Source organism: Pedobacter sp. GQ55 (assembly GCF_059758925.1).
Genome location: NZ_JCAXEI010000002.1, coordinates 179,891 through 192,142, shown reverse-complemented (window position 1 = coordinate 192,142; position 12,252 = coordinate 179,891). Strand labels below are relative to the sequence as shown.

11 protein-coding genes are annotated in these 12,252 nt (G+C 41.6%); 8 read left to right on the top strand and 3 right to left on the bottom strand.

The window, feature by feature from the left end:
* Positions 1-50 precede the first annotated feature (50 nt).
* The 3 genes from AC6CH7_RS05495 to AC6CH7_RS05485 all read left to right on the top strand — a co-directional run bounded on the left by AC6CH7_RS05495 (position 51) and on the right by AC6CH7_RS05485 (position 2,786).
* Positions 51-1,466 carry an efflux transporter outer membrane subunit gene (locus tag AC6CH7_RS05495; protein ID WP_498261738.1) on the top strand — a complete coding sequence of 472 codons (1,416 nt, stop codon included), beginning with the start codon at positions 51-53 and terminating at the stop codon, positions 1,464-1,466.
* Between the two features lie 209 nt (positions 1,467-1,675).
* On the top strand, positions 1,676-2,236 hold the full coding sequence (locus tag AC6CH7_RS05490; protein ID WP_498261737.1) for an NAD(P)H-dependent oxidoreductase: 561 nt from the start codon (positions 1,676-1,678) through the stop codon (positions 2,234-2,236).
* A 103-nt stretch (positions 2,237-2,339) separates the two neighbouring features.
* Positions 2,340-2,786: a carboxymuconolactone decarboxylase family protein gene (locus AC6CH7_RS05485; protein ID WP_498261736.1), complete on the top strand. Its 447-nt coding sequence runs from the start codon at positions 2,340-2,342 to the stop codon at positions 2,784-2,786.
* Between the two features lie 1,143 nt (positions 2,787-3,929).
* On the opposite strand, the gene AC6CH7_RS05480 is transcribed toward AC6CH7_RS05485, so the two are convergent.
* Both AC6CH7_RS05480 and AC6CH7_RS05475 read right to left on the bottom strand, forming a co-directional pair.
* A complete protein-coding gene (locus tag AC6CH7_RS05480; RefSeq protein ID WP_498261735.1) occupies positions 3,930-4,355 on the bottom strand; it encodes a putative quinol monooxygenase in 426 nt (141 codons plus the stop codon).
* A gap of 109 nt (positions 4,356-4,464) precedes the next feature.
* Positions 4,465-5,319 carry a formylglycine-generating enzyme family protein gene (locus AC6CH7_RS05475; protein ID WP_498261734.1) on the bottom strand — a complete coding sequence of 285 codons (855 nt, stop codon included), beginning with the start codon at positions 5,317-5,319 and terminating at the stop codon, positions 4,465-4,467.
* Between the two features lie 967 nt (positions 5,320-6,286).
* Between AC6CH7_RS05475 and AC6CH7_RS05470 the strand changes: the two genes are divergently transcribed.
* From AC6CH7_RS05470 to AC6CH7_RS05455, 4 genes are all read left to right on the top strand, one after another.
* Positions 6,287-6,511: a hypothetical protein gene (locus AC6CH7_RS05470; protein WP_498261733.1), complete on the top strand. Its 225-nt coding sequence runs from the start codon at positions 6,287-6,289 to the stop codon at positions 6,509-6,511.
* A gap of 24 nt (positions 6,512-6,535) precedes the next feature.
* Positions 6,536-7,153: a hypothetical protein gene (locus AC6CH7_RS05465; protein ID WP_498261732.1), complete on the top strand. Its 618-nt coding sequence runs from the start codon at positions 6,536-6,538 to the stop codon at positions 7,151-7,153.
* 471 nt (positions 7,154-7,624) lie between these two features.
* Complete coding sequence (locus AC6CH7_RS05460) at positions 7,625-8,236, top strand: class I SAM-dependent methyltransferase (RefSeq protein ID WP_498261731.1); 612 nt, start codon at positions 7,625-7,627, stop codon at positions 8,234-8,236.
* 585 nt (positions 8,237-8,821) lie between these two features.
* Positions 8,822-9,964, top strand: a complete 1,143-nt coding sequence (locus AC6CH7_RS05455) for a serine hydrolase domain-containing protein (RefSeq protein ID WP_498261730.1) — start codon at positions 8,822-8,824, stop codon at positions 9,962-9,964.
* On the opposite strand, the gene AC6CH7_RS05450 is transcribed toward AC6CH7_RS05455, so the two are convergent.
* On the bottom strand, positions 9,961-10,734 hold the full coding sequence (locus AC6CH7_RS05450; protein WP_498261729.1) for a sensor histidine kinase: 774 nt from the start codon (positions 10,732-10,734) through the stop codon (positions 9,961-9,963). The genes AC6CH7_RS05455 and AC6CH7_RS05450 overlap by 4 nt on opposite strands.
* A gap of 56 nt (positions 10,735-10,790) precedes the next feature.
* Here AC6CH7_RS05450 and AC6CH7_RS05445 point away from each other — a divergent pair, with 56 nt between their 5' ends.
* Positions 10,791-12,245 (top strand): flavin-containing monooxygenase, encoded by a 1,455-nt coding sequence (locus tag AC6CH7_RS05445; RefSeq protein WP_498261728.1) that lies wholly within the window; start codon positions 10,791-10,793, stop codon positions 12,243-12,245.
* Positions 12,246-12,252 lie beyond the last annotated feature (7 nt).

Here is a 12,252-nt window from a genome sequence, read left to right as displayed (position 1 = left end):
AAAAAACTTCAAATCGGAGCTGCTTCAGGCAGCTCATTAACTTCAGAAAAATGAATAATAATAAGATAAGATTTAGTGTGCTGCTGCTGATTTTCTTAAGTGGCTGTAGGGTTTCTAAAGACATGCAAAAACCCCCGCTTATAGTTCCGGATCAGTTCAGGAATGCCGCGTTACAGCGTGATTCTACCGGCATTGGTGAAATACTGTGGAAGGATTTTTATACTGATGAAACGCTGCGGGATTTGATTGATACGGCCTTGATCAACAATTATGACATACAGATCGCGTTAAATAAAATAGAATCGGCCCAGGTATTGCTCAGGCAGCTGAAATGGAACAATGTTCCCGAAATTGCCTTTAATGGTACGGCCAGTTCCAGTCGTCCTTCCGACAACAGTGTCACGGGTTTGAGTATCAGGCAATTTGGACTTGGCGCCCGTCACGTTGAGGATTATTCTGCAAATCTTTCACTTTCATGGGAAACAGATCTCTGGGGAAAGATTCGGAATCAGAAAAAGAGCGCACTAGCCGCGTATTTGCAAACTGAGGAGGCAAGAAAGCTGATACAGACCGATTTGATTGCCGGAATTTCACAGGGTTATTACAATCTGTTGATGATGGATGCTCAGTTGAACATTGCCCGGAGAAACGTCAGGTTAAATGACAGCACTTTAAATATCGTTAAGCTACAGTTTCAGGCCGGGCAGGTAACTTCTCTTGCAGTACAGCAAACTGAGGCACAACGACAGGCTGCAGCTCAGCTGGTGCCTCTGTTTGAACAGAATATTACAATACAGGAAAATGCATTAAAAATCCTTACCGGTCGGCTGCCTGATATGATTGAAAGAAATGCAACACTTCTGAAAATCAATACAGATACCAATTTGTCAACGGGTATACCCTCAGTAATCGTGGGTCGCAGACCGGATGTCAAAGCAGCGGAACTGACATTGACCATTGCTAATGCTAACGTAGGTATAAGTAAGGCCAATTTATACCCTGCCTTACGGATCACCGCATCAGGGGGGATTAATGCTTTTAAGGCCAGTGACTGGTTTAATGTGCCGGCATCATTGTTTGGCATAGTTTCAGGCAGTATTGCTCAGCCCATATTAAACCGCAGACGCCTCAGCTCACAGTACGAGCTTGCCCAAATCGAAAGGACACAATCTATTCTGGTTTTCAGACAGTCGGTATTGAATGCAGTGGGAGAGATTTCAGATGCTTTGGTAAGCATTGAAAAATTAAAGCTGCAAAGTAACATCGCCGCCGAGCGGGTGAATATGCTAAAAAGCGCAACCGCTAATGCATCGCTGCTATTTAAAAACGGATTAGCCAATTATCTGGAGGTGATCACGGCGCAAGGCAACGTTTTACAGGGTGAACTGGAAATGGCCGCATTGAAAAGGGCAGAACTTAACGCTGTATCTAATTTATACAGATCTCTTGGAGGAGGTTGGAAATAGCACGCTGGAGGATAACTCAGGGAGGGATTTCTGTCCCTGAGTTTGTTCGTATAAATGATTACCTCAAATGCTTTTGGAGCGAAAACAACTTCGTGGAAAATGCTGGCTCTGACAGGCTTGATGACCCAAACTTGGTTTATGAAAGCAGTCAGAAAAACCAGGTATGTTTCAATTTAGCACTACCTATTTTATTTATTTAATATTTCACTATGATGACTATTGAAGCGGTTACTGGTCGTTTAGATTCGGAATCTTACACCATGAAACTTGTAAAGGGCATAAAATTTCTCGCTCCGAAATCTATTAAGTTTAAGATTTTAGACATCAGTAACTTATCTTTTGTAGTTGGGAATTTTGAATATGCTTTATCCTCAAGCTTGAATGAGCTATATCATGAAATCGAAGCCGCAAATGCTTTAACCATTGTAACGGCTGAGTACGAGGGTATTTATTCTCGGGCTTTAAGAAATGCACATGATCCAGATGCAGATGGCAAAGTTGAATGGGCGGGAAAGCCAGTGTCCATAGTCGGATGCACACCTTACAGTTTAAAAGCCTCCGGAGGTACTTGGATGCTTAAACGTGCACTCGAAGCACTGCTTATGGAAGTCTATTATAAACCAGATTTCTATTTTTGCCATGCCACGGGCAAATCCGGCAAGGATGGGATGTCAACTGATCAGGTTACGAGTAATGTGCTAAAAGGTTTTTGGGACAATTTTGTGAAAAGCATTACCCTTCAGTGCATTGAAAGGAAAATAAATCAATAAGAATTTAAACGAATCAAACAGATTCGTCCACTGGAGACCGATCATTCGAGCTCCTTACCAGATTAATTAATCAAAATTTTAAACTTTCATTTTACTGACCAGTATGGGACATAGAGTAAATATCCAAAAAATTATCCCCGGCATTTACCGGCTCCTGTATCAGCTTGACCGAATGGTAGCTGAAAGTGGCATTGACAATGTTCATCTGCTCCTTATAAAAATAAGGGCCTCACAGATCAATGGGTGTGATTACCTAAATCCGAAAATGGAGGGTCTACAGCAATATGGTAAGGATGCCGGTCAGGTTGAAGATGTCCTAAGCGCCTGGATAGAGGCGAGAAATTGGTTCAGCAAAGAAGATCAGGTGGTACTGGCACTTACTGACGCGATTACGCTAATCGCTGGCAATGGTCTTTGCGATGAATTGTACAATGAGTCTGTTGGCTTGTTTGGAGAAGAGATGACGGTAAAGCTGATCGCCGCAATCATCAGTGTAAATGCCTGGAACAGGCTAATCATTTCAATGGATATGGATGATGCTAATTTTTAACAGCGGATTTCCGTTGGATAGCCTGTAGAGATTAAATACATAGAGTGGAGATTCTGTTGAAGTTGGTTCTTCCCCAATTTTGGTGGTTTTTAAAAATGAAGTGAGTAATGTAAAATCAATGGATTAAGTGTTCATTAAGGCTTGCTGGTGATTAAAGCCGTAGGATCCACTAATAGATAGACGAGAATCATGATCAATGTTAGTTCTAGCAAAAAAAATAAAGGAACTACCGATACAATAAGCTTGTATCAATTTAAAATACAGCTGTTTACAAAAAGTAATTACTTGTCTGTTGTATTTTTTACCACCAAAATTGGGGAAGAACCTGAAGTTGACCACCTGATTCCGTTTTAAGGTGTATGGACTGAATTCAAAATTGTGATGTAATTAGGGGCTGACCTAAGAAATTCAATCCCCTAATCATTCCCCTTAGTGATGTAAAACAACAAAACACACTGATAATCAGCAGGTTTTGTTGTTAATGTGCGGAGAGTGGGGGATTCGAACCACCCGCTTTAATGCCGCTTAAAGGCATATTTTCATGTATCTTACAAGTGACTCACTGAGAAATCACTGCACATACCATGTTGATCTCTTATTTAAGGATACAAAATTCCGCTAAATCATCCAAACTCCGGGGTGGATTTTTTCATGAATTTTCATAAAACTATCCCAATAAATGCCCCTGTTGGGACTGCTCGAAATTGCATCCGGTGACTTTTGCTTCTATCTATTTTTTGGTTTGGTATCAAACCATATTAAAGAATCATGCAAAAAAAGGAGCCTATGACAATATTAGATTTAATAACCAGGGAAGACCTGCTACAATTCAAAGCAGAATTGTTTGCCGCAGAAGGCTAATGCATTTTTCACGTATCAAATCGAAATCTACCTATCATAAGTGTCTGGAGCAGCTGGTTGAATTTGGTTACTTACAAACCATCATTTGACCCCTTTAAAGCGAGTATAGTGAGCATCATTGGTGACTTAAATAGCAACAGGACAGCTTAAAACCAAACCTCTAATTTTTGCGTTTAATAGTCTCGGTAAAAAGTCCCATGGAAGATCGGTACGGCCCAGACAAAGCCGCATACCATCTAAATATGCCCAAAATTTGAGAAATTGAGCATCGCGGATTGTTGATTAATTTGGCTTTAGGGCAGTGCCAACGATGTTCACATCTACCAATTCCAGTGATTTGACCATGTTCTGCACGGTCTCCTTATATTTTTTAAAATGTGGTGTCAGGATGTGTTTTTCATAGGCAACTGAATCAGCGTAAATCTCCAGGATGGTAATACTTGTGGGATTTTTCTTTTCAGCCACGGCGTAATACGTCAATACTCCCGGCTCCAATTTTACAGCTGTTGTCATCTGCTCTTTGAGCGCAGCGTTGTATTTTTCTAGCTGAGCAGGATCAACCTGTATTTTTGCGATTCTCACCATTTGATTTTTATCCTGGGCCATAGTTACTGTTGAAAAGCGTGTCATCAAACAAATGACTAAAAGTAGAAAAGTAAAAGGTTTAGTGCTGAAATTGTTGCTGGTGTTTTTCATAACTGCTTTCATAGATCATTCATTTAACGTCAAAGGTAGTGATCTGTTGTGATTAGCGTTCTAATAGGTCTGCTCCTTTTAACAAACATCTTGTTTACTTAACTCAAAGATCCTAGCTTAACTAAAGGGATGAAGCGAGCCTGAAGCCGATGTAGCGGTAGCCTATCTTCTCGCGGGAGCGATACGCGACACGGCTGATAGCGGGTTCGCGGCTCCAATTACCGCCGCGGATTACACGATGTGGACCGTTTGTAGCGCCCTTCGGGTCAATTTTCGGACTTTTCCAATAATAATTTCCATCATACCAGTCGTAGCACCATTCCCAAACATTGCCCGACATGTCATATAACCCCAGTTCATTGGCCTGTTTTTTTCCGACAGGATGAGTATTTGACCCACTGTTGCCAGATGTCCAGGCTATCGCGTTGATATCATTACTTCCTGCATATTCAAATTTCTTGCTCTTTGTACCGCCTCTTGCAGCATACTCCCACTCTGCTTCTGTGGGCAAACGATAGTTTTTGCCGGATAGGGTATTCAATTTCTTAATAAAGGTCTGCACATCATCCCAGCCTACACCTTCTACCGGGCAATTCAAACATTCTTTATGACTGGCAGGATTGCTGCCCATAACCCGTTGCCATTGTGCTTGCGTAACTTCATACTTGGCTATCTTAAAACTCTTTAGTATAACCTGATGTACAGGCTTTTCATCATTGTTGGTATTGCCGCCCATGGCAAACCTGCCGCCTTGCACCGTTACCATATCCGGGTCATCGATATTTTCAGATGCACCGGTAGGCGGGTAGGGATCGAAACTAAACGCGGATATATTTTCTGATATTTTCGTGTTGCTTTGCCTCCACCAGGTACAAATACCGATAAGCAGAACTGCTATTAAAATGTATTTCGCTAGGGGATTTTTTATCTGTCTTTCCAGAATCTCTGCTTCATAAATAGTTCTTCTATTTTCCATATCCTATCAATATTGAATCAGTGAATTTACTTGATATCCTTCGGCTAGAGCGATCTGGATTGTAAATAAAATTGTAAATTTTGTAAATAAAAAAAATGACTCTATGCTTGATAGCCGAAATCTCAGAGAAACACAAGTACTTCTATAGATTGATACTGATTTTATTTATCTCTGTGATCTGTGCAGCTTTCAGTATAACTGATAACGACGACTTTGCTATCGCAAGAAGGGAATTATTGCTCCGCAGGATTGGACATAAACTACTTTTATAATCGGGCGACAATATATCAAGGGTGCTTCTGCTTTTTAATGGCTGAAAAATTAACAACCAAATATGATTCGAAGCATTGTTTAGAGAATATAATTCTACCCAGTTTTATTGACCTACACGATTACAATTACACGAAGGCATTCACGTAATCAATTATCATTATTTCACCGTTATATTAGAAAGTGGCGTTTATTGTTGCTTTTAAATTATAGAAAGTTATTCATATTCATAAAACCAATAACTCCCAAAGCCATTGTTGAAGTCATATTTATCCATTATGATTTTCTTAATTAGTTTATCAATGAAAGACATATCCTGAAAATCAAGTTGCATCATTCTTAAAGCTGTCTCATGCTGAAAGTCTATAGAATCTTGTTTAACTAAATGTGTAAAAAAGCCTCCCTGTCTCTGTAAACTTGCAAATACCAAAGTTCCACTCCAAGAACGGGATTTGATCTTAATAAAATTTTAAATTTAATTTCATCGAATATATCACGATAATTAATACTATGTACAGAAACACAGGTCATTGTATTGTATTCGCCGGATGACCATAATTGGGGATTATTCCGTTTGTGGCCACCTTTTTCGCGGAACGTGGTTCTTCGTCACTTTTGGTGAACTATGCTGACTTAGGGCCAGCATTGTTGAATGTGAGATTTTATAGTATATTAGGAAGACAAATTAATGACTCTTATGCCTAAAACTAGCCTGCTCATTGTTCTTGTCTTGCTGTCTGCAATAGCCAAAGCACAAAAACCTATACTTTTTAAGATCAAATACTTGCCTGCGCATACCTACGAAATTGTCTCTAAGGACTCTATGGATTTGAAAGTCATCTTAATTGACCAGAGTGTCGGTGCAGATAAAAAAGCAGACATGACAGGCCATCCCTTAATTATGGTGGTGACCACTGAATAGGGTACCACCCTAAAAGCGGATGCAATGACTGCCGGTAGATTTCCGGTCGCGCTGATCGGGCGTAAATTTTCAACAAAAACCACATTAAATGGAGCTGAGGCTCCAATGCCTCCAATGCCTCCAGTTGAAGGGATGAGGGTTAATGGAAAAATTGACGCAGCAGGTAAAATGTCTTTGGATACAGCCACGGCCGCCGATGATGTCAAAAATGCAGTTAGTCAGTTAACAGGAGGAATGCCAAAACATTTAAATTTTCCAGATCGGCCGATGAAAGTAGGTGATACGTTTAGTCAGGATGAGGATGTGAATGCCATGAATATGCCTGATTTTGGTATTGATATGAATTATCCGACGAAAGTGACCTATAAACTTATCGCAATAAAGGGTAACCTGGCCTATTTTGATATTACATCAGCATTTAGTTTGAACGTTGAAAAAGAAGCTCAGGGTAAAATGGTTAAGCTAATCGGGACAGGTACCGGAACCGGCAAAATGGAATACTTTATCGATAAGAGCTACCAGAAGTCGACAGTAAACGCTACAGAATATATGCTTGAAATCACAGGTCCGAACACCAAAGGCAACCTTAAATGGATTATATCTAAGGAGGCCAAGTATGTAGTGACCAAGGGCGGGCTTTAGTTTCGATTACCTGAATTGATATTTAGGTTATTAGCTAGTTTTCCGGCTGGCATGGCATCTATTTAATTCAGCAGCAACGTCCAAGGTGCACATTTCACTGAATGTGGTTCTTCGTCACTTTTGGTAAAAGTATATTAAAAAACTACACTTTACTTGTTAGGCCAATTTTCCTTTCAAATACTTTAAGTAATGGACAAGTTGAAGGCCAGGTCAATCGAATTAAAAACATTAAACGAAAAATGTACGGCAAGCCTGGTTTTCAGTTGCTGAGAAAAATGGTACTCGCGAAGTCAGCATAGTTCACCAAAAGTGACGAAGAACCAGTTTGCAGCGAAATGGGGTGTCAGTTTAAATGCGGAACGAGCGGCCATTTTCGATGAAATACCCACATCCTTTAATAACCCCTAAATTGTATTGATCGTCTAGGATCAATTTCCATTCACAGCTCCCAGTGTTTATCTTTGCAAAGAGATGATTAAACAGCACATTCAGGAAATCTTCGGGAACATTGATATCTATTTATTTGACCAGCTGGCCAAAGGCACCTACGATAACTGTAAAACTGTTTTAGATGCTGGATGCGGAACGGGAAGAAACCTGCTTTACTTTTTAAAAAGTGGCGTAAATGTATTCGGTGTAGATCAAAACCCTGAAGCTGTTGCACAGCTTAAAAACCTTGCCAGTGCCTTTCCTCATATCAATCCCGAAGAAAACTTCAAGGTAGCACCGGTAGAAAAAATGCCTTTTGAAAATGAAAGTTTTGATCTGGTCATTAGCTCCGCGGTCCTACATTTTGCGGAGAACCAAGAGCATTTTGATGCCATGTTAAGCTCCATGTGGAATGCCTTAAAACCCGGAGGATACTTTTTCTGCCGCCTCGCCTCAGAAATCGGAATCGAAACTTCAGTCAGGTTTATTGGGAATGGCCGATACATCCTTCCTGACGGATCAGAAAGATTCCTGGTCAACCAAGAAATGCTCCAACGGCTCACCAAACGACTTGACGGAAACATTTACGAACCCATCAAAACCACCAACGTACAAAACATCAGAGCCATGACCACCTGGTGCGTGCGGAAATAGAATGAAAGCCTACTAATTCCGAATAAAAAAATTAACGTAAAACACACCACCGGATGATAAAGCTCGAATACTTTAAAACATTATTGAACAACCGATACATTCTTATAGTTACCTCTACCAGCGTTGAGAAAAATGCTGTGAATGCAATACTTCATGCTAAAAGGTCAGCCAAAATTATACCAGAAAATCTAGGGTGTTATATCGGGCTGTCTTTCCCATGAGGTGAACCCGCTGGAATTCGAGCCTAGTCCAGAAATCAGCGTTTATTCATTGTCAGGGAGGTTTTTGATTTGTTACTAACCGAATCGCTCACCTTTCTATCCTCCAGATTGCTTTTTTATTTAAAGCAATAAAGGGCTTGATGGTCTTTGTTGTTTACGGAAAGCTTAAATGTTGTCTTCTTCAAGTTATTGATAATTCCCCATCCTATCGGGCGCTGTAATCGGCGGGTGGGATATAAGTAAATTTATCCAAAGCCCGTAGCCGTTAACTGAAAACCCTGTTTGATCAAGTGGCATAAACACGGGATGCTAATGAATCTACTTTTGTTTTCATCATTCATTAATGTTTAAAAAAAATAAAACAATGAAAACAACAACAACAAAACTTATTCTATTTGCCGGATTAGCGCTAACAATGGGGTCTGTCATCACATCATGTAAGAAAGGTCTCCCGATCAAATCCAATGACAAAGTTTTTAAAGTAGACCTGTTCAAACAGGGTCTTAAACAGCAGCTGTCCGCTGCCAGGGGTTATCAGTTTATCATCAACAAGAATGGACAGTGGGCTGACAGTGCTGTGGCTGGTATTGGTGGGTTTAACAGGTCCAATGTGACTTTTCCTGCATCCGTAAATTCTGAAGTAAACATAGCCAGTGTGACCAAACACTTTACCGCTGTCGCTGTACTCAAATTGCTGCCGCTAAGAAAACTTAACATCGAAAGCAAGATAGGTCAATGGTTGCCGGCCAGCTGGTCAAAGAACAGTACGGTTGCTAACCTGAAGTTTAAGGAGCTGCTTACGCATACCTCAGGAATACGTGCGTCAGGTACTGGATGGGGAACGCTGAAAAATGTAGTAGCGACCATTCCTCCTGGAACAAAGGATGGAAGTTATGCCAATGCGAATTTTGCGCTGTTCAGGGCTATGATTCCAAAACTTGTCAACAGCAGCTTGTTTAATTCGAAAGAAGCTGAACTTTCAGACGCGGAATTTGATATCTGGATGGGCGAGGAGTATGTGAAGCAGATGAATCTCCTTGTTTTTAAGCCGGCGGGTGTAACTTCGGTTTGTATGCCTACACTGGGAAGAACGACCAACATGATGTTAAACGAAGCTCCCGCGCCCCTTGAAGGAGAATCTTTGGGGGACTGGACACAAACCAGTGGTGCTGGCGGTTTCTACCTGACTACTGTTCAAATGGCGCGCATGATTGCTTATTTGGTTCATTCTGATGCGGTGATCGATACTGACATCAGGGACATTATGGATTCTGAGCGGATAGGTTACAACAGGGTATTCGCGGTTTCAGATGGTATAGCTCTGGGTCACGGTGGCTTGCTGTACGCCGGGGGTGGCAAGAAGACGCCTGGTCTGCGTACGCTGATTATGAAGTTTCCAAATAAAGTTGAGTTGGCACTGGCGATAAACTCTACAGATGAAGGAGCCAAAAGAGACATCAATACCATTGTTAAGACGGCATATAACAATGCCTGGGTTAACGATTAACTGATATTCATATCATCTGAAACTAACGCCAGCTTTATTTCAACGGAGGTTCCTGTCCCTAATCCATTTTTATCTGTAAGGTCATGAATGGTGAGGGGTAGGGATTGTCCATGTATCCTGTTGAATAATTCTATTCTCTTGCAGGTAATGGACATTCCCATTGAGCGTTTGGCAGTGAATGTTTCTGCAGGGGATTGATCGGGTTTTTTCCGTCCCACTCCATCGTCAGTTACCGAACAGGACAGGATATGGGGTTCAGGTGTGGTAATGTGGATTTTGATGTTTCCTTTGTGTTGCTTTGGAAGGACGCCATGCAGGATTGCATTTTCGAGAAAGGGCTGAATAAAGAAGGGCAGGACCTGAATGCTCTCGGTTGGCAATTGTTCTTCAACTGATATTTTAATGTCAATATCCGACCCAAAGCGAAGCTGTTCCAGTTTGATGTAATTTGTTACGGCATCGAGTTCCTGGGCCAGGGTTATTTTAGACTGGTCAGAGTATTCGAGAGTCTTGCGCATCAGCCGGGATAGGCAGGTGAGGTAGTTGGAAGCCGTTTCCTTATCCAGCTTGTGGATAAATGAGTTGATGTTGTTCAGGCAGTTGTTGAGAAAGTGGGGGTTCATTTGAGCGCGCCAGGCAATGTCTTTCAGATCTGCGACCTGTTGTTCATAGTGTTGTACCTGCTGCCTGTTTTTGATCCTGAAGTACAGGAAACAGATGAATATGGTGATCAGGATGGTGATAATCGTGGTGATGATTGAGGGAGTCATTGATGAGATGAAAATTTTTAATTGTTTGATTTAATGCAATATAGATAAATTTACATATGAAACACATAGGAATTATTGGCGCCGGCATAAGCGGTCTGGTTACTGCTAAAATTTTCCTCCAGAAAGGTTATCTGGTGACGATTTTGGAGAAGTCTGATCAGGTTGGAGGCGTGTGGGACAAAAAACGGTCTTATGCGGGAGTTACTACGCAGACAACAAGGGATGAGTATGCTTTTTCGGATTTCCCGATGCCGGCTGATTATCCGATGTGGCCCTCGGGGACACAGGTTCAGGAATACCTTGAAAATTATGCTAAGCACTTTGGGTTGCTGCCTTACAATATCCGTTTTGGGGCTACTGTTAAAAGAATGAACTATGATGGTTTTCTCTGGCAGGTAAAGCTGGACAGCGGCGAGCTGCTTTCTTTTTCTTACATGGTAGTCTGTACAGGAACTTTTCATGAGCTATATATGCCTGAGCTGTCCGGAATGCAGTCTTTTAAAGATGCCGGAGGTATTGTTTTACATTCTTCTGAAGTGGCTTCAGAAGATCAGCTCCGGGATAAGGATGTGGCAGTTGTCGGTTTTGCCAAATCTGCAACGGATATCGCTACTATGGCTTCGGATGTGAGTAAAAGCTGTTCACTGATCTACCGCCGGGCCCAGTGGAAGATTCCAAGATATTTTGGTAATCTCATCAACATGAAATATTTGCTCTTCTCCCGTTTTTCTGAAGCTTTCTTTGATGCGCACAAGAAAACAGGGTTCCAGAAGGTTTTGCATTCGGTAGGTAAACCGATGGTATGGCTGCAGTGGCGGGGGCTGGAATTGCTGTTGAGCAAGCAGTTTAAGCTTAAGCAGTGTGGCATGCTGCCTGCGCATAGAATTGAGGACCAGATCAGCTGCAGCCTTGGGGTAGAGCCGGTTGGCTTTTTTGAGCGGGTAGCCAGTAAAAAGATCAAAGCTTTTTGTACAGAGATCGAGCGTTTTGAGGGGCGTGATGTCGTGCTGAAAAACGGGGAGTCTATCAGGCCTGATCTGGTTGTATTTGGAACTGGTTTCAGACAGCGGTTGCCTTTTCTAAGTTTGCAGTATCAGCAGAGGATCACAAATTCAAAAGGAATGTTTTCTCTTTACAGGAATATTTTGCATCCTGATTTGCCCCAAATGGGATTTGTAGGATTTAATTCAAGTTTGTTTACGACGGTTACTTCTGAGGTGGCAGCGAGCTGGCTTGCGGCGACAGTGGCGGATGATCTTATACTTCCGCCTGCAGAAGAGATGTTTGCAGAGATGGCCCGTATGGAAAAATGGAGAAGTGATGAGCGGCCGATTGCTTCTGAGTTTAGTGGTCTTTGTGTTGCTCCGTTCAATTTTCAGCATCTGGACGAACTAATGAGGGATATGGGACTTAGCACGAGGGCATCAAATAACAGGGTACGCGAGTTTTTTAAACCGATTGATCCGAAGGACTATAAAAAAATGCTGTCCGGCAGACCCAAAGTATTTTAACCCCTTT

Coding starts and splice junctions, on each gene's coding strand:
- AC6CH7_RS05495 (WP_498261738.1), top strand. CDS start 51: ATGAATAATAATAAGATAAGATTTAGTGTGCTGCTGCTGATTTTCTTA.
- AC6CH7_RS05490 (WP_498261737.1), top strand. CDS start 1,676: ATGATGACTATTGAAGCGGTTACTGGTCGTTTAGATTCGGAATCTTAC.
- AC6CH7_RS05485 (WP_498261736.1), top strand. CDS start 2,340: ATGGGACATAGAGTAAATATCCAAAAAATTATCCCCGGCATTTACCGG.
- AC6CH7_RS05480 (WP_498261735.1), bottom strand. CDS start 4,355: ATGAAAGCAGTTATGAAAAACACCAGCAACAATTTCAGCACTAAACCT.
- AC6CH7_RS05475 (WP_498261734.1), bottom strand. CDS start 5,319: ATGGAAAATAGAAGAACTATTTATGAAGCAGAGATTCTGGAAAGACAG.
- AC6CH7_RS05470 (WP_498261733.1), top strand. CDS start 6,287: ATGCCTAAAACTAGCCTGCTCATTGTTCTTGTCTTGCTGTCTGCAATA.
- AC6CH7_RS05465 (WP_498261732.1), top strand. CDS start 6,536: ATGACTGCCGGTAGATTTCCGGTCGCGCTGATCGGGCGTAAATTTTCA.
- AC6CH7_RS05460 (WP_498261731.1), top strand. CDS start 7,625: ATGATTAAACAGCACATTCAGGAAATCTTCGGGAACATTGATATCTAT.
- AC6CH7_RS05455 (WP_498261730.1), top strand. CDS start 8,822: ATGAAAACAACAACAACAAAACTTATTCTATTTGCCGGATTAGCGCTA.
- AC6CH7_RS05450 (WP_498261729.1), bottom strand. CDS start 10,734: ATGACTCCCTCAATCATCACCACGATTATCACCATCCTGATCACCATA.
- AC6CH7_RS05445 (WP_498261728.1), top strand. CDS start 10,791: ATGAAACACATAGGAATTATTGGCGCCGGCATAAGCGGTCTGGTTACT.